Genomic DNA, 18,445 nt, shown 5'->3' on the forward strand with positions numbered 1-18,445 from the left:
CGGGTACGACAGCGGGCGATGATCGGGCGCATCGATGGGAACGAAGCAATTGTCACATGCATTATGAAAATTCGCGCTTTATCATAAGCGGCGCGATCGACTTGAAGACCGTGAATGAAGCCACTCAGGTTCAGGCAACGTTGCAAACCGCTGGAAACAGCCGAAACGACGCGAAGGAGAAACCTATGACGACCATCCACCCCGCATTCAAGGAAGATAATGTCGCTGTCATCACCGGTGCGGCATCCGGCATCGGACTTGCCGCCGCCCGCAAATTCGCCGGTTTCGGCATGAGTGTCGTGCTCGTCGATCTCGACGGCGACAGGCTTGCCGCAGCCCATGCGGATATTCTGGCCGTCGCCAAGGACGGCGAAGCGCAGATCGTCGCCATCCCGACCGACATATCCAAACTCGATGAGCTGGAGGCGCTGGAGCGCGCCGTGATCCAGCGTTTCGGACGCGTTCACGTTCTGATGAACAATGCCGGCATCCAGCCCGGCAGCGCCATTTTCGGCCCGCAGGCCAATTGGGAAAAAATCATCAACGTCAATCTGATGGGCGTCGTGAACGGCAGCCGCGTTTTCGGCCAGGGCATGATCGCCCATGGCGAGCCGGCGCTCATTATCAATACCGGCTCGAAACAGGGCATCACCACGCCTCCCGGCGATCCCGCCTATAACGTCTCGAAGTCCGGCGTCAAAACCTTCACGGAAGCGCTTCAGCACGAATTGCGCAATATTCCGAACGGCTCGGTTTCCGCCCATCTTTTGATCCCCGGTTACGTTTTCACCGGCCTCACCGCCCATGGCAGGACGGAAAAGCCGGAAGGCGCATGGACCGGCGAGCAGACCGTCGACTTCATGGTCGAAAGCATCGGCCGGGGTGATTTCTACATTCTCTGCCCGGATGGCGAGGTGGACCGCCCGACGGACGAAAAGCGCATTCTCTGGGCGGCCTATGACATCGTCCAGAACCGCCCGCCGCTGTCGCGCTGGCACACGGAATATTCCGCCGCCTTCACCAGCTTCCTGAAAAACTGAATGTTCCGGGCCGCCGCGATGTAACCGTTGCGGCGGCTTTTCGCGTCGATGCATTGACGCTCAAAAACATTGGCAGAAGCGCGAAATCGCGTTAAGCACGGCAATCTCCAGATTTTACGGGTGCCGCGATGGATTTCGTTCCAGGCCTGCCAACATTGATAGCCTTCACCATCGCCATTCTGCTTCTGGCGGTGACGCCGGGGCCTGACATGACGCTTTGGATCAGCCGCTCGCTGCGCGAGGGCCGGACGGCGGGTTTCATGACGCTTCTGGGAACCAATATCGGCATTACCGTGCACACGATGCTCGTCGCCTTCGGCGTCGCCGCCCTCATCGTCGCTTCGCCGACCGCTTTCATGATCCTGAAGACCGGCGGGGCTGCCTATCTGGTCTGGCTCGCCATTCAGGCGATCCGCAAGGGCTCGGATTTCGTGATGGTGAAAAGCACCGGCGAAAAAGCGCAGTCCTCCCTGAAATCGGCACTGTTGAACGGCATCTGGGTCAACCTGCTGAACCCGAAGATCATCATCTTTTTCATGACCTTCCTGCCGCAATTCGTCAGCGCATCCGACCCGCACGTGACCGGCAAGCTGATCTTCCTCGGCATCTGGTCGATCATCGTCGCACTGCCGATCGGCATCGGCATCGTGATCGCCGCAGATGTTCTTTCAGCCTGGCTGCAACGCAACCGGAAAATTCTGCGCGGACTGGATTATACGATCGCCGGCGTCTTTTCGCTTTTCGCCGTCAAGATTTTCTTCACGCAGGCGCGCTGACGGCAAACAAAAAAGGCGCCTTGCGGCGCCTTTTTTACAATCAACCGATCAACAACTCATCGTCATCGAGCTTCTGGCCGCGTATCTTGCGGAACATGTCGATCAGGTCCTCGACCTCGAGATCCTTGCGGCTATCGCCGGAGACGTCGAGCACGATCTCACCGGCATGCAGCATGATCGTGCGGGTGCCATAATCCAGCGCCTGACGCATGGAATGGGTGACCATCAGCGTCGTCAGCTTGCGCTCCGACACGACCTTGCGGGTCAGCTCCATCACGAATTCGGCCATGCCGGGATCGAGAGCAGCCGTATGTTCATCGAGCAGCAGCACGTCCGAGCCGGACAGCGTCGCCATGACGAGCGAGACCGCCTGCCTCTGACCGCCGGACAGAAGGTCCATGCGGTCCTTCAGACGATTTTCCAGTCCGAGATTGAGCGAAGCGATGCGTTCCTTGAAGAAATCCCGACGGCCGCGTCCAAGCGCCGGCAAAAGGCCGCGACGCTCGCCGCGCGACGCCGCCAGCGCCAGATTTTCCTCGATGGTGAGCGCGCCGCAGCTGCCCGCCAGCGGGTCCTGAAACACGCGCGCCACCCGCCCAGCCCGGCTTGCGGTCGGCTTGCGGGTAACATCGGCGCCGCCGATCATCACCTTTCCGGCGGTCGGCAGGACATCGCCCGCCAATACGCCGAGCAGCGTCGATTTGCCTGCACCATTGGAACCGATGACGGTGACGAAGGAGCCATCGTCGATGGTAAGATCGATCTTGGAGAGCGCCTGCTTCTGCAGCGGCGTGCCGCGCCCGAAGACGACCTGGATATCGGAAAGCGAAATCACGATGTTGCTCCCCCGCGGCGCAGTCGGGGCAGGATCAATGCGATGGCCACCAATACCGCCGTTACAAAATTGAGATCGGACGCCTTGAGGCCCAGCACATCGCTCGACAAAGCGAGCTGGATGGCGAGACGATAGGCGATGGAGCCGAAGACACAGCCGATCAGCGCGATCAGGATGCCGCGTGCACCGAACAGTGTTTCGCCGATGATGACGGCCGCAAGGCCGACGACGATGGTGCCGACACCGGAGGTCACATCCGCAAAACCATTGGTCTGCGCAAACAGCGCCCCGCCAAGGGCGACCAGCGCATTCGAAAGCGCCATGCCGAGATAGATCTGGTTGCCGGTCTTCACGCCCTGCGCCCGCGCCATCCGGGCATTGGCGCCCGTCGCGCGCATGGCAAGGCCCGCATCGCTTTCAAGGAAACGCCAGACGAGGATGACCGCGATCACCACCAGCGCGCCGACGAACAGCGGCCGCACCAGATATTCCGACAGGCCGAGGCCGTAAAACGGCGATATCATCGTATCCTGATTGAGCAGCGCCACATTCGGCTTTCCCATCACGCGCAGATTGACGGAAAACAGCGCGATCATCGTCAGGATCGATGCAAGCAGGTTGAGGATTTTGAAACGAACGTTGAGCGTCGCGGTCACGATGCCGGCGGCGGCACCGGCCACCATCGCAATCGCCGTCGCAACCCAGGCATTCAGACCGGCGATGATCAGCACGGCAGCCACGGCGGCGCCGAGCGGAAACGAACCGTCCACGGTCAGGTCAGGAAAATCAAGCACCCGGAAAGCGAGATAAACGCCGATCGCCACGAAAGCGAAGACCAGTCCCAGCTCCACGGCACCCCAGAAGGCGATTTGGCTCACGGTAATGTCCTTGTTATTGCCGCCATCAGGCGGAGACGGGCACCATCTCGTGCCACGTAAAACGGGCGGCGAATTTGCCGCCGCCCGTTATTCAGTCTGGTTTCGGTTCAGTCGATGACCTTGGTGGCGCGCTTGGTGATGCTTTCCGGGAAGGTGACACCAGCTTTTTCGGCGGCCTTCTTGTTGATCACCAGATCAGTGCCGACAGCAACGGTTGCCGGTATATCGCCCGGCTTTTCACCCTTGAGAATACGGACGACGACGGCGCCGGTCTGCTTGCCAACGTCGAAATAGTTGAAGCCGAGGGCAGCAACCGCACCGCGGGCGACGGAATCCGTATCGGCGGCGTAAAGCGGGATTTTGGCTTCGGAAGCAACGCCGGCAGCCGCTTCGAAAGCGGAAACGATGGTGTTGTCGGTCGGAACGTAGATCACATCGGCCTTGCCGACCAGTGCGCGGGTTGCGCCCTGCACTTCTGCGGACTTGGTGGCGACGGATTCAACAACCTTCAGACCCGCCTTCTCGGCTTCGGCCTTCAAGAGGGCCAGCGTCGAAACGGAGTTGGCCTCGGCCGAATTGTAGATGAAACCGATGGACTTGGCGTTCGGGGAGATTTCCTTGATGAGCGCCAGATGTTCGCCAACCGGCAGCATGTCGGAAAGGCCGGTCACGTTGCGGCCGGGCTTTTGCATGTCCTTGACGAGCTGTGCGCCGACCGGATCGGAAACCGCCGTGAAGACGACCGGAATGTCGCGCGTGGCGGCAACGACGGCCTGCGCGGACGGCGTGGAGATCGGCACGATGACGTTCGGCGCATCGCCCACGAACTGGCGCGCGATCTGCGCCGCGGTGCCGGGATTGCCCTGCGCGGACTCGTACAGGAACTTGAGGTTCTCGCCTTCCTTGTAACCGGCTTCGGCAAGAGCCGCCTTGACGCCATCACGGGCGGCATCGAGCGCCGGATGTTCGACGATGGCGGTGACGGCGACGGTGACGTTTTCAGCCTTGGCCGGCAGAACGAGGGCGCTCGCGGCAGCGAGAGCCAGAATGAATGCGCGCATGGATATCCTCCTGTTGGTTCCCTGTTTTCGTCTTCTTAGGAACAAGACAGCCCGAAATCAATCGGAGAACCGCTGCAAAACAAGCTTTCAGGCGGCAATTGCGGCTTATTCAGTCATCCGCGCCGTGGTTGGCGATCATCATCGCCTCGAAAGCCAGCCTTTCGGTCTTGCGCATGCGCTCCGATTCCGACTTCAGCTGGCCGCAGGCGGCGAGAATATCGCGGCCGCGCGGCGTGCGGATCGGCGAGGCATAACCGGCCTGATTGATGAAATCGGCGAACTTCTCGATCTGCGCCCAGTCCGAGCACTGATAGTTCGTACCCGGCCATGGGTTGAACGGAATGAGGTTGATCTTGGCCGGAACGCCCTTCAGAAGCTGCACCAGCATCTTGGCGTCTTCCAGACTGTCATTGACATCCTTCAGCATCACATATTCGAAGGTGATGCGGCGGGCATTGGAAAGGCCCGGATATTTGCGGCAGGCTTCGATCAGCTCCTTCAGCGGATATTTCTTGTTGATCGGCACCAGCATGTCGCGCAGCTCATCGCGCACCGCGTGCAGCGAAATCGCCAGCATGACGCCGATCTCATCGCCGGTGCGGAAGATTTCCGGCACAACGCCCGACGTGGAGAGCGTGACGCGACGCTTGGAGAGCGACAGGCCATCGCCATCGGTGGCAATCAGAAGCGCGGTCTTCACATGCTCGAAATTATAGAGCGGCTCGCCCATGCCCATCATCACGATGTTGGAGACCTTGCGGCCTTCGCTTGGCACATAAGCGCCAACCGGCGTCGAACCATCGGGAAAATCGCCGAGCCGATCACGGGCCAGCAGAAGCTGGGAGAGAATTTCCTCAGCCGTCAGGTTGCGCACGAGGCGCTGGGTGCCGGTGTGACAGAAGGAACAGGTCAGCGAACAGCCCACCTGGCTCGAAATGCACAGCGTGCCGCGACCCTCTTCGGGAATATAGACCGTCTCGATTTCGACCGGACGTCCCGCACCGCGCGGCGGAAAACGCATCAGCCATTTGCGGGTGCCGTCATTGGAGATCTGCTCCTCGACGATTTCCGGGCGGGCGATGGTGAAGGCCGCCTTCAGCTTCTCGCGAAGCTCCTTGGCGACATTGGTCATATTGTCGAAATCGGAGACGCCGCGCACATAAAGCCAGTTCCACAACTGGCTGACGCGCATCTTCACCTGCTTCTGCGGCACGCCGATTTCCGAAAGCGCCTCACCCATTTCCTCACGGGTCATGCCGATCAGCGACGGCTTGCCGGACATCAGATCGCTATTGGCGATCAACGGAGTTTTGACTGCCAGGCCGGCAGGGGCTTGCATTACGGACATTACGCTATCCCATCATTCCATGCATCGCACGACCAGCCTTTCGGATAGGCGGAAAATCGTCTGCATGTCGAGAAAATCAAAGGCGGAGCACTTTTCGCGCATCCGCCTGTCAATGTTGCCGCGCCTTTAGCACCAAACAAGCAAAAACGCAAATGGCCGGTCGATGACCGGCCATTATCAAACGCGGTAAAGCGTCAGGATTACTTGCAGCTCTCGATCTGCTTGAGAGCAGCCGAAATACCCGAGAGCGAATAGGAATAGGATGTCGCGGTGCCACGGCCGGAAACCGCCTTGACCGTCATCGACTTGCCGCCCTTCATGGCAGCCACGAGAGCGGGCTCCTCGGCAGCGTTTTCAACCCAGGCAGCCTTGTCCTTGGTGAACATGACGAAGTTCTTGTTGTCGATCGTCACATTAACCTTGGAACCCTGCTTCAGCGGATAACCCACCATGGCCTGCGGCTCATAGGAAATGTTCTGGCCGGGACGCTGCGACACGATGAAGAAGATATCGCCGTGATCGACGCTTGCCGGTTCCTTGGCGGTCGGAATGGAAAGAACGTAGCAGACGGTGCTGTTGCCCGATTTGTACGAATAGGCACCCCATGCATTGAACTGCTGGATGCGCGTGGGCGACTGTGCAGATGCTACGCCGACGCTGGTCAGCAAAATGGCCGCTGCGGTTGCTACACTTCTTACAAACATAGAATTTCCTGCCGGGTTATTGTCTTCCATTGGCCCGAAGCATCGGCGAGCCCAGTTTCTGGATCGGCCACGTTCAGGTGCGGATCGTCTTTTCTCATTGTGGTCGGGAAGCGGTTACCAAACCGTCAACAACACGCATAAAATGCCGGAAACGTCTTGCGGTGTTACAGATTGGCGACTCCCGACGCCCTGAGGAGAAGGGCGCGAAACACCCTTCCTCCGTGTGTATGACACATAAATTCAGGCAAGAATTTGTCGCCCGTCGGGCTCACCCGAACAGGCAGATCACAGAGGCGTTACCCGGCTTCCTGCTGCCGTTTCAGCATGGCGTCAGCCGCCTCGTAATGCTCCATCTTGATATGGGCGCGGATCATGGCGAGCGCTGCCGTGATGACGGCAATATCATCGGTGAATCCGATAACGGCCAGCACATCCGGCACGGCATCCATCGGCATGATGAAATAGGCGAGCGCCGCCAGAATGATACCCTTGGCGCGCAGCGGCGTATCGCGGTCGATCGCGCAATAATAGGCAGCCGCCGCATCGCGTGCGAAAGGCACCTTCGACATCACGCGCTTCAGCTTGGGCCAGAATTTCGCCCGCACCACAGTCTCACGCTCCTGCTGCCTGTCGGTTTCACCCGGCAGAAGAATTTCACCGATTTTCACATCATCCATGATCGACGGTCCTCCGGTCACGGCTATTATATGGGATTTAAGGTCCGCCGTTCAATTGCTTCGGCCCGCAGCCGCCTTCTGCATGGCCTCGGCCAGAATAAAATCCCGCTCCGTCACACCCTGCGAATCATGGGTGGTAAGGCAGACCTTGACCCGCGAATAGACATTGGACCATTCGGGATGGTGATTGAGCCTTTCCGCGACAAGTGCGGATTCGGCCATGAAACCGAAGGCTTCCGCAAAGCTGGAGAACTTGAAGGAACGGACGATCGCCGCCCCGTCCTCGCGCAGGGACCAGCCCTCGAGTTTCGACAGGGCCTGCCGGATGGCGTCCGGCTCGAGTCTGGGATATTTCATGAACTTGCCTCCGCTTGAGACCCATTAACGCTTCAACGACCGGATCGACGCATATTCCATGAAACATACAGCTATTCTTTTTGTCTGCATGGGCAATATCTGCCGTTCACCGCTGGCCGAAGGGGTTTTGCGACACCTTGCCGACGGCGCGACCATGTCTGATCGGCTTACCATCGATTCCGCCGGCACCGGCGGCTGGCACGCGGGTGACGCACCCGATCCGCGATCCATCGCCATGGCGCAACGGCATGGCGTCGATATTTCCCGGCAGCGGGCGAGGCAGGTCACCCCTGCGGATTTCGAGACCTTCGACCTGATACTCGCCATGGACGAAAACAATCTGGCGAACCTGCTGCAATCGAGCCCGGAAAGACAGCGGCACAAGATTCATCTCTTCATGGACTATGCCACTGGCCGTCGCGAGAACGTCCCCGATCCCTATTACGGGGCCGAGGACGGGTTCCTCAAGGTCTACAACATGCTCTTTGCAGGATGCAGATCATTGCTCGAAAAGATGGAGCTGGACCGCGCCTCGTGAAGCGGAAACGCCTCTTCAACGATATAGGGTCCGCCGCCCACCGATTCCTTCGACGACATCAGCACGAAACGGCCGACCGTGAAGGGCGAGGTGCGGAAGTTGCCGCGTCCGGAAAGATACTGCACCACATCGTCCACGCGGGAGGAGCGCAACCGCGCCAGTGTGACATGCGGCATGAACTTGCGCGGATCGGGTGGGAGACCGATCCTTTGGCAGATCCGCTCGATTTCCGCCTGAAGCGCATGCATTTCCGGCGAGGGAGAAACCCCGGCCCAGATGGAATGCGGCTTCTTGGAACCGAAGGACCCCATACCGGTGAGACTGAGCTGGAATTCCGGTCTTTCGATCCGATCCAGCCTGTCCACGACCTCATCGGCGGTCCGCCCGTCGATGTCACCGATAAAACGCAGGGTTATGTGATAATTCTCCACATCGATCCACCGGGCTCCCGGCAGACCACCGCGCAACAATGAGAGGCTCATAGCCGCATTGCGCGGAATTTCGAGGGCGGTAAACAGTCTCGGCATGGCGAGCTCCCCGAATCTCTTGGCAGAACAAGCATAGCGAATCACGCAATGCAGACGGGCGCAAGTGCTTATTTTTTTTGCGCACCGATTGTCTTGATGAAGCTTTCAACAGCCGGCAAAGATTTCTCCACCATCATTGCCACACCTTTCGTATTGGGGTGCATCTTGTCATCCAGCTTCAGCTCATCGTCCGTCACCACGCCATCCAGAAAGAAGGGATAAAGCGGCAGGTTGTATTTTCCTGCGAGCTTTGGAAAGATCGGATTGAAGCGCCTGGCATAATCATCGCCCATATTCGGCGGCGCCATAATGCCGACCAGCAACACGGCTATGTTGCGCTTCTGAAAACCGGAAATGATGGTGTCGAGGTTCTTTTCGGTCTGTTCGGGGGGAATTCCGCGCAGAGCGTCATTGGCGCCGAGTTCCAGGATGACCCCATCCGTGCCATCGGGAACCGACCATTCCGCCCGCGCCAGACCGCCGGAAGAGGTATCGCCGGACACACCGGCATTGGCGATGGCGACATTGACGCCCTTGCCCTTTAATGCAGCCTCAAGCTGTGCGGTGTAGCTGTCGTTGGGGGGAAGCTGATAGCCGGCCATGAGGCTGTCGCCGAGTCCGACCAGCTGCAATGTCCGCTCCTGAGCCATGACAACAGTTGCGGAAAAGGCGGCGGCAAAAATGACGATGAAGTGAAACAGGGCAGCTTTAAATCTCATCACGGCTTTCCTAACTTGGTTCCCATTGTCTGAAATACCGACCGCATCGACTGCCAGACCGTTTTCATCACCCTATATAGGAACGAGAATTGTGACGAAAAGCATCATAGAGCTGAAGAAAGCCGACCTCACGCTCGGCAATGCCGCCGCCTCCGTTCACGTTCTCAAGAACATCGATCTTTCAATCGGAGAGAGCGAGGCGGTTGGTATCGTCGGCCCCTCCGGATCGGGAAAATCGACGCTTCTTATGGTGCTTGCCGGTCTCGAGAGGCTCGATAGCGGTGAAATCATCATCGCGGATACGGAACTGCACAAGCTCGGCGAGGACGCGCTGGCGGATTTCCGCGGCCGGAATATCGGCATTGTTTTCCAGTCCTTCCATCTGATCGCCAACATGACGGCGCTGGAAAACGTTGCGGTTCCGCTCGAACTGGCAAACACCCCGAACCCCTTCGAGATCGCCAGACGCGAGCTCGTCGCCGTCGGTCTCGGCGAACGCCTCAATCATTATCCCGGCCAGCTCTCCGGCGGCGAGCAGCAGCGTGTCGCCATCGCCCGCGCGCTTGCCCCCTCACCGGCCGTGCTGATTGCTGACGAACCGACCGGCAATCTCGATACCGATACCGGCAGGCAGATCGCCGATCTTCTCTTTGCCAAACAGGCCGAACGCGGCATGACGATGATCCTTGTCACCCATGATCCATCGCTTGCCGCCCGGTGCTCACGCCAGATCAAGGTGCGCTCCGGCGAGATAGAGGGCGACAGCGCCACCTCCCATATGGCGCGGGCGGTGTCGGCATGACCGGATCCATTATCCCGTCTCTTGCCAATATCAGAAACGCCGCAAGGCTCGCGCGACGCGAAATTCGCGGCGGGTTACGCGGCTTTTACATTTTCCTCGCCTGCATCGCGCTTGGAACCGGCGCCATCGCCGCCGTCAATTCCGTCTCGCGCGCGGTCACCAGCGCCATCGCCACTGAAGGTCAGTCCATATTGGCGGGCGACGTGCGTTTCGAACTGCGCAACAGGGAAGCGACGCAGGAAGAGCGGGCCTACCTTGATGGTTTAGGCACCGTTGCGGTGTCTACCGGTCTGCGCTCCATGGCGCGCCTTGGCGACGGGTCCGAACAGACCCTGACGGAAGTGAAGGCCATCGACGGCGCCTACCCGCTCTATGGCACCTTCGTTGCCGAGCCGAACCGACCGCTGAATGAGCTTCTGGCCGGGAACGGCGACACCTATGGCGCCATCGCCGCGCCGCTTCTGCTGGAACGGCTCGGCATCAAGGTCGGCGATGAAATCCTGCTCGGCAATGTGAAGCTGAAACTGACCGGCACCGTGGTCGACGAGCCGGATGCTCTCTCCGACGGTTTCGGTTTCGCGCCAAGGCTTATGCTCAGCCGCGACGCCCTTTTCGCCTCGGGTCTCGTTCAGAACGGCAGTCTGGTCGAGCACGCCTACAAGATCAGGCTGAACGATCCGTCGTCACGGTCAACGATGACCGATGCGGCCAACAAGGCCTTTCCCGATGCCGGCTGGTCCATCCGCACCAGTGACCGGGCGGCCCCATCGCTCACCGAAAACGTCAATCGCTTCTCGCAATTCCTGACGCTGGTGGGCCTCACCGCCCTCATCGTCGGCGGTGTCGGCGTTGCCAATGCCGTTCGCGCGTTTCTGGATTCCAAGCGCACCACCATCGCCTCGCTGAAATGCCTGGGGGCACCGGCTTCGGTGGTCACCATGACCTATCTTTTCCAGATCGCCTTCATTGCCACCGTCGGCATCGTCATCGGCCTTGTCGTCGGCGCCGTCGCGCCCCTCATCGCCATGCGGTTTCTGGAGGGCGTGCTGCCCGTGCCGGAGGAGCTTGCATTCTATCCCGGCGCTCTCGGCCTTGCCGCCCTGTTCGGCCTCCTGACAACGTTCGCCTTCGCCATCGTTCCCCTTGGCCAGGCGCGTGAGGTTCCGGCAACCGCGCTTTTCCGCGAGCAGGGTTTCGAAGAAGGAAGCTGGCCATCCTGGCCCTATCTGGCCGCAACCGGCCTGCTGCTGGCGGCGCTTGCCGCCCTCGCCATCTTTTCGGCGGAAGACCGCTTCATCGCCTCGATCTTCCTGGCGGCCATCGCTTTTGCCTTCGTGGTGCTGCGACTGGTGGCTGCGGGCGTAAAGGCCATCGCCAAGCGCAGCCCGCGCGTTCATTCGGCTGCGCTCAGGCTGGCGATCGGCAATATTCACCGGCCGGGCGCACTCACCCCCTCGGTCGTTCTTTCGCTTGGCCTCGGGCTGACCCTCCTCGTAACGCTCACCCTGATTGACGGCAATCTGCGTCGCGAACTGACGGACAGCCTGCCGGAAAAGGCACCGAATTTCTTCTTCGTGGATATTCAGGGCAGCGAAGTTCAGGGCTTCCGCGATCTTCTGAAGCGGGAAGCACCGGAAGGCGCGCTGACCGAAGTGCCGATGCTGCGCGGCCGCATTCTGGCGCTCAACGGCGAGGATGTCACGAAGATGGAGGTACCTCCGGCTGGACGCTGGGTTCTGCGTGGCGACCGGGGCATCACCTATTCGCAGGATATCCCCGAAAACGCGACTCTCACAGAAGGAAGCTGGTGGGGACCGGACTATAGCGGCGAGCCGCTGGTCTCCTTCGCGGCCGAGGAAGCAGGGGAACTGGGTCTCAAGATTGGCGACACGGTGACCGTGAACGTGCTCGGCCGTAGCATAACGGCAAGGATCGCCAATCTGCGCAATGTCGAATGGGAATCCCTGTCGATCAATTTCGTCATGGTGTTTTCGCCAAACACCTTTCGCGGCGCGCCGCACGCATGGCTGGCGACACTCGCCGACCCTTCCGCTTCCGCCGCCGATGAAGGCCGTATCCTGCGCGCCGTCACCAACGCCTATCCGACGATCACCAGCGTGCGCGTGAAGGATGCGCTCGACGTCGTCAACCGGCTTGCCGGCCAGCTTGCCACCGCCATTCGCGCCGCCGCAGCCGTCGCCCTCATCGCCTCCGTCCTGGTCCTCGCCGGCGCTCTTGCCGCCGGAAACCGCGCCCGTACCCATGACGCGGTTATCCTTAAAACGCTGGGCGGCACGCGAAATCTGCTCATCCGCGCCTTCTCCTACGAATATATGATGCTCGGCCTCGCCACCGCCGTCTTCGCACTTTTCGCCGGCGGCGTCTCCGCATGGTTCGTGATCGCCCGCATCATGAAGCTGCCCTCCAGCTTCCTGCCGGATGTGGCCATCGGAACGCTCGTCGTCGCGCTCGTCATGACGGTGGGCATCGGCCTCATGGGCACATGGCGGATTCTCGGGCAGAAAGCGGCTCCGGTTCTCCGGCAGGCAGGTGAATGATCGTCGGTTGTGCGCCGCTTAACTTTAACGATTAATTCTTTGTAATGATCGCCAAAACGTGAGCGCTTTTCGCGCATATGGTGTCTTTTCGACGGGAAAAGGCCTTGTATAGAACACGTTCTGCCATCATATTCTTGATCAGGCTTGCTGAAGCTCCGCAGCGGCGCCCGGGAGGTATCCCGACACCGTAGCAATCACGGAGCTCAAAAGAGGAAACAATGGCTGACTTCAATAACTACCAGAACCGCATGGCGCAGAACCGTGCTCAGACTGGTGCGATGATCGATGAAGGTCTTCGCGCCTATATGCTCAAGGTTTATAACCTGATGGCGCTGGCTCTGGTCATCACCGGCGTTGCAGCGTTCGGCACCTATACGCTTGCCGCTTCCAACCCGGCTTTCGCCCAGCTGCTCTATGCGTCGCCGCTGCGCTGGGTCGTCATGCTGGCTCCGCTCGCACTGGTTTTCTTCCTTAGCTTCCGTATCCAGAACATGAGCGTTTCCGCCGCCCAGACAACCTTCTGGGTCTATGCGGCGCTGATGGGCGTCTCGCTGTCGGCGATCTTCCTGGTCTTCACCGGCCAGAGCATCGTGCAGACGTTCTTCGTGACCGCCGCTTCGTTCGGCGCGCTCTCGCTTTACGGTTATACGACGAAGAAGAACCTTTCCGGTCTCGGTTCGTTCCTGATCATGGGTCTGTTCGGCCTGATCATCGCTTCCATCGTCAATATCTTCCTTGCATCTTCCGCACTACAGTTTGCGATTTCCGCGATCGGCGTGCTGATCTTCGCAGGCCTGACCGCCTACGACACCCAGAAGATCAAGGAAATGTACTTTGACGGCGACGATGTTGCCGTGGCTGGCCGCAAGGCCATCATGGGCGCGCTGACGCTCTATCTCGACTTCATCAACCTCTTCACCTTCCTCCTGCAGTTCCTCGGAAACCGCGACGACTAAGGTTAAGAGCTCTACTGACAGACATGCGAAAGGCGGCCCTTCGGCCGCCTTTTTATTTACAGATGTTTTTCATTCGTGGCGGCCGAACTGCCCTATCCAGGGCGGTGGCGCACTCCCGCTGGCGTTCACTCGATGAGCTTCAAAACCTTGTCGAAGACCTTCAGAACCTGCGGCAACTCATGCCCACGTTTCAGAATGCGGCCATCCGTATTCACCACGCAGTAGGCGCCCTGTTTGGCCGCCAGCTTGGGGTTTTTCTCGATCCTGAAAAGCGGCATTTCACCTGAACGCTTGAAGACGGAAAACACCGCCTTTTCCTTCAGGTGATCGATGGCGTAGTCACGCCATTCGCCCTCTCCCACCATGCGGCCATAGATGCGCAGGATCGCATCCAGCTCGCGGCGGTGAAAGGTGACCGGCAAAGGGTCCTTGTTCTTTTTATATTCGCGGAGATCGATAACGGTGGAATTGTCACGTGAAGCGGTCTGCACCTGCTGCACATCCGGTTGATCGGTCATCCAATACCTCCGATTCCACCCAAATCATCCACGCAGTGTGAGCCTGAGAGGGCGAAATTGCAAGTCTTTGCACCGGCATGGCGCACAGGACAGGGAATTCCGGGAAAGGTTTGACAAGCCTTCGATGCGCAGCGGAACCGGAAGACGGCAGCGCAGAATTGCGCCCCCCGATTCTGTGACGAGCGCTGCCAACGGCAAAAGCAGGGGTTAAAAATGGTAACCATTTAGGCAGCCATTTTCACATGGGCTGCCGTATTTCGGTCAAACCATGGCCCGAATTGGGTGGAATAGTCCTATTGTCAATTGATGCCTAGGCACCAAGATGACCCGGTCCGGTGCATTGACCCTTTACCCCCAGCCCCCAATGCCCGGACCGGATCTTCCATCGCCTGACAGGCGATCAGGGGTTTTCATTTCCAAGCAGGATACTTGCGCCGACGATTGCCGCGGGATCGCCGCCGGCATTGGCCGTCTGCAAAAGCACGGCGCAGCCGCCCTTTTTCACCTTGGCCACCACGCTCGCCGGAAGCTTCACCGTCATCGGCGAACCATCCCACATGCCGACTGTCTGCACATCATAGACGCTGTGCCAGTAGGACATTTTTTTCCCCTGGTTTTCGCCCTTCTGAACATCCACGGTCTGTTCGCGCGTGAAATAAGCGACGACGACATCGGCCTTGCCGCTGCCGGCGCCAATATCGATCTCCACCTCGTCACCGGCAAATTTCGACGAGACCGGCACATTCAGCCCCTTGCCCTCGCGCTTGAACGCATCCAGCCTGTCATAGATGCCACGGACATCGGCACCCTTGACGTGGTCGCGGCCGTTCAGAATGGCCTGCGGCGTATAGACCCCGTTGCGGCCGAGCGCGCGCATATAACCATATTGCCGGTCGGTATTTTCCTTCGAGGCGAGCGAATCCGTCCAGCCGAGATAGTTCCAGTAATCGACATGGTAGGAAAGACCGACGACGTCGCCCTTCTGGATCATCTTGCGCAGGGCTTCATCGGCCGGCGGACAGGATGAGCATCCCTGCGACGTGAACAATTCGACGACGCCCTTCACGGCCTCCTGCGCCTGCGCGGAGGTGACGAGGAACGTGCCGAGAAGACATATCGACAGGGGGAATTTCAGCGGCATTACAAAAACCTTTGTCCGGAAGAGATCCAGACGAATTGATGCAATCAATCCTGCCGGGATGCAAACCGGAAAATAACGTCTATTGCCCTTCAATAGAAAGTCACGAAGGGGTGAGCGACAATCACAAAAAAAGAGACGATGAAACGCAAAGACGCCGGGATTTCTCCCGGCGTCTTCGATTGTTGAAGCTTTATGCGGCCAGATCGCGAAGAACGGTCTGCAAAATGCCGCCGTTGTTCATGTAGATCACTTCATCCAGCGTATCGATGCGGCAAAGAAGCGGAACTTCCTTCACCGAGCCGTCGCTATAGGTGATCTTGGCGATCTTCTTTTCACGCGGCCTGATTTCACCTTCGAGCCCATCGATCTCGACGATTTCATCACCCTTGAGGTCGAGGCTCGCCCAAGTCGTGCCTTCCTCGAAGACAAAGGGAACGACGCCCATGCCGACGAGGTTCGAACGGTGGATACGTTCGAAAGACTGCGCGATGACGGCCTTGACGCCGAGCAGGTTGGTGCCCTTCGCCGCCCAGTCGCGGGACGAGCCGTTACCGTATTCTACACCGGCGAAGATGACGAGCGGGACGCCTTCCGCCTTGTATTTCATGGCCGCGTCATAAATCGACATCTCTTCCTTGGACGGATAGTGGATGGTGTAGCCACCTTCCTTGCCGTTCGGGCCGAGCATGTGGTTGCGGATACGGATATTGGCGAAGGTACCGCGCATCATCACTTCATGGTTGCCGCGACGCGTGCCGTACTGGTTAAAGTCGGCCACGGCGACGCCATGTTCCGTCAGATAGGCGCCGGCAGGCGAAGCAGCCTTGATCGAACCGGCCGGAGAAATATGGTCGGTGGTGATCTTGTCGCCGAAGAGACCGAGGACGCGCGCGCCCTTGATGTTCTTGAGGCCCGAGCCCTTTTTGCCCATGCCGACGAAATAGGGCGGGTTCTGAACATAGGTCGACTGGTCGTCCCAGGCATAGGTCTGGCCCGGAGGAACCTGAACGGCCTGCCAGTTCGCATCGCCCTTGAACACGTCGGCATACTTCGTTTCATAAAGCTCGCGGGTGACGTATTTCAGGATGAATTCCTGGATTTCCTTGGAGGTCGGCCAGATATCCTTGAGATAGACCGGATTGCCGTTCTGGTCGTCGCCGATCGGCTCCTTCGTCAGATCCTTCTGGACCGTGCCGGCAAGGGCATAGGCCACGACGAGCGGCGGCGAGGCCAGATAGTTCGCCTGAACATCCGGCGAAATACGACCCTCGAAGTTACGGTTGCCGGAGAGAACACCGGCGGTGATCAGGCCCTTGTCGTTGATCGTCTTGGAGATCGCCGGCGGCAGCGGACCGGAGTTACCGATGCAGGTCGTGCAGCCGAAGCCGACGAGGTTGAAGCCGATCGCGTCGAGATCCTTCTGCAGACCGGACTTGTCGAGATATTCGGCAACGACCTGCGATCCGGGCGCAAGCGACGTCTTGACCCACGGCTTGGACTTCAAACCCCTGGCGACGGCGTTACGGGCGAGAAGGCCGGCAGCGATGAGAACCGAGGGGTTGGAAGTATTGGTGCAGGAGGTGATGGCAGCAATCGCCACATCGCCGTGACCGAGATCGAAAGCCTCACCTTCGACCGCATAACGGCTCGAAAGCTGGCCGGGCTTCTTATAGTCGTTTTCAAGAGCCGTCGCGAAATTCGGCGCGATGGTTTCGAGCGGCAGGCGGCCTTCCGGGCGCTTCGGGCCCGCCATCGACGGCACGACGTCGCCGAGGTCGAGTTCCAGCGTATCGGTGAAGACGAGATCGGAACCATCGCCAGTGCGCCACATGTCCTGCGCCTTCGAATAGGCTTCGACGAGCGCGATGCGATCCTTCGCACGACCGGACATGGTCAGGTAATTGATGGTCTCGCTATCGACCGGGAAGAAGCCGCAGGTCGCGCCATATTCGGGACCCATATTGCCGATGGTGGCGCGGTCGGCCAGAGACATCGAATCGAGGCCGGGGCCGAAGAATTCGACGAATTTGGAGACAACGCCCTTCTTGCGCAGCATCTGCACCACGGTCAGCACGAGGTCGGTGGCGGTCACGCCTTCCTTCACCTTGCCGGTCAGCTTGAAGCCGATAACCTCGGGCAGAAGCATGGAGACCGGCTGGCCGAGCATGGCCGCTTCAGCCTCGATACCGCCAACGCCCCAGCCGAGAACGCCGAGACCGTTGATCATGGTCGTGTGCGAATCGGTGCCGACGCAGGTATCCGGATAAGCAATCGTCTCGCCATCCTCTTCCTTCGTCCAGACGGTCTGGCCGAGATATTCGAGGTTGACCTGGTGACAGATGCCGGTGCCGGGCGGAACCACACGGAAATTCTCGAACGCCTGCTGGCCCCACTTCAGGAAGCGGTAACGTTCGCCGTTGCGCTCATATTCCAGCTCGACGTTGCGGGCAAAGGCGCTCGGCGTGCCGAATTCGTCGACGATGACCGAGTGGTCGATGACGAGATCGACGGGAACCAGCGGGTTGATCTTTTCCGGATCGCCGCCAAGTGCCTTGATACCGTCACGCATGGCGGCAAGGTCGACAACGGCGGGAACGCCGGTAAAGTCCTGCATCAGAACGCGGGCGGGGCGGTAGGCGATTTCGGTTTCGGTCAGGCCCTTGTTGTTCAGCCATTCGGAAACCGCCAAAATGTGTTCCTTGGTGACGGACTGGCCGTCCTCGAAACGCAGCAAGTTTTCTAAGAGAACCTTCATGGAATAGGGCAGCTTGGAAACGCCCTTCAGGCCATTGGCTTCAGCCTTGGGAAGGCTGAAATAGATGTATTCCTTACCGTCAACGGTAAGGACGGAACGACATTGGAAACTGTCGAGTGATTTGGGCATGGATAAAAACCCCGCTTACTCTGATAGCCAACACGTGCGTGCGGACACCTATGCACTCATGCACATCAGGATGCGGGTACGACCATTTCCGCTGTCCGCACGTGAAAATTGCTCCTCGCAATCGTC

Annotated in this window: 18 protein-coding genes; 6 read left to right on the forward strand and 12 right to left on the reverse strand. The window is 59.4% G+C overall.

Annotated elements, in window-relative coordinates; translation table 11 throughout:
- Window positions 1-185: 185 nt before the first annotated feature.
- Entirely contained in the window at window positions 186-1,040 is an 855-nt protein-coding gene (locus tag ACIK7D_RS21790; protein WP_031234585.1) for an SDR family NAD(P)-dependent oxidoreductase, read from the forward strand.
- A gap of 128 nt (window positions 1,041-1,168) precedes the next feature.
- Window positions 1,169-1,816 carry a LysE family translocator gene (locus ACIK7D_RS21795; protein WP_003523192.1) on the forward strand — a complete coding sequence of 216 codons (648 nt, stop codon included), beginning with the start codon at window positions 1,169-1,171 and terminating at the stop codon, window positions 1,814-1,816.
- 40 nt (window positions 1,817-1,856) lie between these two features.
- Here ACIK7D_RS21795 and ACIK7D_RS21800 read toward each other — a convergent pair whose 3' ends face one another.
- The 7 genes from ACIK7D_RS21800 to ACIK7D_RS21830 all read right to left on the reverse strand — a co-directional run bounded on the left by ACIK7D_RS21800 (window position 1,857) and on the right by ACIK7D_RS21830 (window position 7,676).
- Window positions 1,857-2,651: an ABC transporter ATP-binding protein gene (locus ACIK7D_RS21800; protein WP_065656934.1), complete on the reverse strand. Its 795-nt coding sequence runs from the start codon at window positions 2,649-2,651 to the stop codon at window positions 1,857-1,859.
- Window positions 2,648-3,529 (reverse strand): ABC transporter permease, encoded by an 882-nt coding sequence (locus ACIK7D_RS21805; RefSeq protein ID WP_174057468.1) that lies wholly within the window; start codon window positions 3,527-3,529, stop codon window positions 2,648-2,650. Before ACIK7D_RS21805 ends, ACIK7D_RS21800 begins: the two co-directional genes overlap by 4 nt.
- Window positions 3,530-3,636: 107 nt before the next feature.
- On the reverse strand, window positions 3,637-4,590 hold the full coding sequence (locus tag ACIK7D_RS21810; RefSeq protein WP_003523186.1) for an ABC transporter substrate-binding protein: 954 nt from the start codon (window positions 4,588-4,590) through the stop codon (window positions 3,637-3,639).
- A gap of 109 nt (window positions 4,591-4,699) precedes the next feature.
- The gene (rlmN, locus tag ACIK7D_RS21815) at window positions 4,700-5,872 is read right to left on the reverse strand and encodes a 23S rRNA (adenine(2503)-C(2))-methyltransferase RlmN (protein ID WP_142913030.1); all 1,173 of its coding nucleotides are present in this window, start codon (window positions 5,870-5,872) and stop codon (window positions 4,700-4,702) included.
- 266 nt (window positions 5,873-6,138) lie between these two features.
- Entirely contained in the window at window positions 6,139-6,642 is a 504-nt protein-coding gene (locus tag ACIK7D_RS21820; protein WP_003523183.1) for an invasion associated locus B family protein, read from the reverse strand.
- A gap of 296 nt (window positions 6,643-6,938) precedes the next feature.
- Window positions 6,939-7,319: a YkvA family protein gene (locus tag ACIK7D_RS21825; RefSeq protein ID WP_003523181.1), complete on the reverse strand. Its 381-nt coding sequence runs from the start codon at window positions 7,317-7,319 to the stop codon at window positions 6,939-6,941.
- Between the two features lie 51 nt (window positions 7,320-7,370).
- Window positions 7,371-7,676 carry a 4a-hydroxytetrahydrobiopterin dehydratase gene (locus ACIK7D_RS21830; protein ID WP_400157336.1) on the reverse strand — a complete coding sequence of 102 codons (306 nt, stop codon included), beginning with the start codon at window positions 7,674-7,676 and terminating at the stop codon, window positions 7,371-7,373.
- A gap of 58 nt (window positions 7,677-7,734) precedes the next feature.
- On the opposite strand from ACIK7D_RS21830, the gene ACIK7D_RS21835 reads away from it, so the two are divergent.
- Window positions 7,735-8,214, forward strand: coding sequence for a low molecular weight protein-tyrosine-phosphatase (locus ACIK7D_RS21835; protein ID WP_400157337.1), 480 nt, complete (start codon window positions 7,735-7,737; stop codon window positions 8,212-8,214).
- On the opposite strand, the gene thpR is transcribed toward ACIK7D_RS21835, so the two are convergent.
- On the reverse strand, window positions 8,148-8,741 hold the full coding sequence (thpR, locus tag ACIK7D_RS21840; protein ID WP_003523177.1) for an RNA 2',3'-cyclic phosphodiesterase: 594 nt from the start codon (window positions 8,739-8,741) through the stop codon (window positions 8,148-8,150). The two genes, ACIK7D_RS21835 and thpR, sit on opposite strands and share 67 nt — an antisense overlap.
- Window positions 8,742-8,809: 68 nt before the next feature.
- A complete protein-coding gene (locus ACIK7D_RS21845) occupies window positions 8,810-9,460 on the reverse strand; it encodes an arylesterase (RefSeq protein WP_400157338.1) in 651 nt (216 codons plus the stop codon).
- A 91-nt stretch (window positions 9,461-9,551) separates the two neighbouring features.
- Between ACIK7D_RS21845 and ACIK7D_RS21850 the strand changes: the two genes are divergently transcribed.
- The 3 genes from ACIK7D_RS21850 to ACIK7D_RS21860 all read left to right on the forward strand — a co-directional run bounded on the left by ACIK7D_RS21850 (window position 9,552) and on the right by ACIK7D_RS21860 (window position 13,776).
- The gene (locus ACIK7D_RS21850; RefSeq protein WP_035263238.1) at window positions 9,552-10,262 is read left to right on the forward strand and encodes an ABC transporter ATP-binding protein; all 711 of its coding nucleotides are present in this window, start codon (window positions 9,552-9,554) and stop codon (window positions 10,260-10,262) included.
- Window positions 10,259-12,820 carry an ABC transporter permease gene (locus ACIK7D_RS21855; protein ID WP_400157339.1) on the forward strand — a complete coding sequence of 854 codons (2,562 nt, stop codon included), beginning with the start codon at window positions 10,259-10,261 and terminating at the stop codon, window positions 12,818-12,820. Before ACIK7D_RS21850 ends, ACIK7D_RS21855 begins: the two co-directional genes overlap by 4 nt.
- Before the next feature lie 218 nt (window positions 12,821-13,038).
- Window positions 13,039-13,776, forward strand: a complete 738-nt coding sequence (locus tag ACIK7D_RS21860) for a Bax inhibitor-1 family protein (RefSeq protein ID WP_400157340.1) — start codon at window positions 13,039-13,041, stop codon at window positions 13,774-13,776.
- Window positions 13,777-13,901: 125 nt separating this feature from the next.
- Here the strand turns inward: ACIK7D_RS21860 and ACIK7D_RS21865 are convergent, their stop codons facing one another.
- The 3 genes from ACIK7D_RS21865 to acnA form a co-directional block, all read right to left on the reverse strand.
- On the reverse strand, window positions 13,902-14,294 hold the full coding sequence (locus ACIK7D_RS21865) for a DUF2794 domain-containing protein (RefSeq protein WP_003523170.1): 393 nt from the start codon (window positions 14,292-14,294) through the stop codon (window positions 13,902-13,904).
- Window positions 14,295-14,694: 400 nt separating this feature from the next.
- The gene (locus tag ACIK7D_RS21870) at window positions 14,695-15,435 is read right to left on the reverse strand and encodes a thioredoxin family protein (protein WP_003523168.1); all 741 of its coding nucleotides are present in this window, start codon (window positions 15,433-15,435) and stop codon (window positions 14,695-14,697) included.
- A 190-nt stretch (window positions 15,436-15,625) separates the two neighbouring features.
- Window positions 15,626-18,319: an aconitate hydratase AcnA gene (gene acnA, locus ACIK7D_RS21875; protein ID WP_127756532.1), complete on the reverse strand. Its 2,694-nt coding sequence runs from the start codon at window positions 18,317-18,319 to the stop codon at window positions 15,626-15,628.
- Window positions 18,320-18,445 lie beyond the last annotated feature (126 nt).

The sequence above is a fragment of the Agrobacterium sp. P15N1-A genome, assembly GCF_044626815.1.
Classification (GTDB): Bacteria; Pseudomonadota; Alphaproteobacteria; order Rhizobiales; family Rhizobiaceae; genus Agrobacterium; species Agrobacterium leguminum.

Bases quoted from the DNA above. Each gene is read 5' to 3' on its own strand.
- ACIK7D_RS21790 (WP_031234585.1), top strand. From the start codon at position 186: ATGACGACCATCCACCCCGCATTCAAGGAAGATAATGTCGCTGTCATC.
- ACIK7D_RS21795 (WP_003523192.1), top strand. From the start codon at position 1,169: ATGGATTTCGTTCCAGGCCTGCCAACATTGATAGCCTTCACCATCGCC.
- ACIK7D_RS21810 (WP_003523186.1), bottom strand. From the start codon at position 4,590: ATGCGCGCATTCATTCTGGCTCTCGCTGCCGCGAGCGCCCTCGTTCTG.
- rlmN (WP_142913030.1), bottom strand. From the start codon at position 5,872: ATGTCCGGCAAGCCGTCGCTGATCGGCATGACCCGTGAGGAAATGGGT.
- ACIK7D_RS21820 (WP_003523183.1), bottom strand. From the start codon at position 6,642: ATGTTTGTAAGAAGTGTAGCAACCGCAGCGGCCATTTTGCTGACCAGC.
- ACIK7D_RS21825 (WP_003523181.1), bottom strand. From the start codon at position 7,319: ATGGATGATGTGAAAATCGGTGAAATTCTTCTGCCGGGTGAAACCGAC.
- ACIK7D_RS21830 (WP_400157336.1), bottom strand. From the start codon at position 7,676: ATGAAATATCCCAGACTCGAGCCGGACGCCATCCGGCAGGCCCTGTCG.
- ACIK7D_RS21835 (WP_400157337.1), top strand. From the start codon at position 7,735: ATGAAACATACAGCTATTCTTTTTGTCTGCATGGGCAATATCTGCCGT.
- thpR (WP_003523177.1), bottom strand. From the start codon at position 8,741: ATGCCGAGACTGTTTACCGCCCTCGAAATTCCGCGCAATGCGGCTATG.
- ACIK7D_RS21845 (WP_400157338.1), bottom strand. From the start codon at position 9,460: ATGAGATTTAAAGCTGCCCTGTTTCACTTCATCGTCATTTTTGCCGCC.
- ACIK7D_RS21855 (WP_400157339.1), top strand. From the start codon at position 10,259: ATGACCGGATCCATTATCCCGTCTCTTGCCAATATCAGAAACGCCGCA.
- ACIK7D_RS21860 (WP_400157340.1), top strand. From the start codon at position 13,039: ATGGCTGACTTCAATAACTACCAGAACCGCATGGCGCAGAACCGTGCT.
- ACIK7D_RS21865 (WP_003523170.1), bottom strand. From the start codon at position 14,294: ATGACCGATCAACCGGATGTGCAGCAGGTGCAGACCGCTTCACGTGAC.
- ACIK7D_RS21870 (WP_003523168.1), bottom strand. From the start codon at position 15,435: ATGCCGCTGAAATTCCCCCTGTCGATATGTCTTCTCGGCACGTTCCTC.
- acnA (WP_127756532.1), bottom strand. From the start codon at position 18,319: ATGCCCAAATCACTCGACAGTTTCCAATGTCGTTCCGTCCTTACCGTT.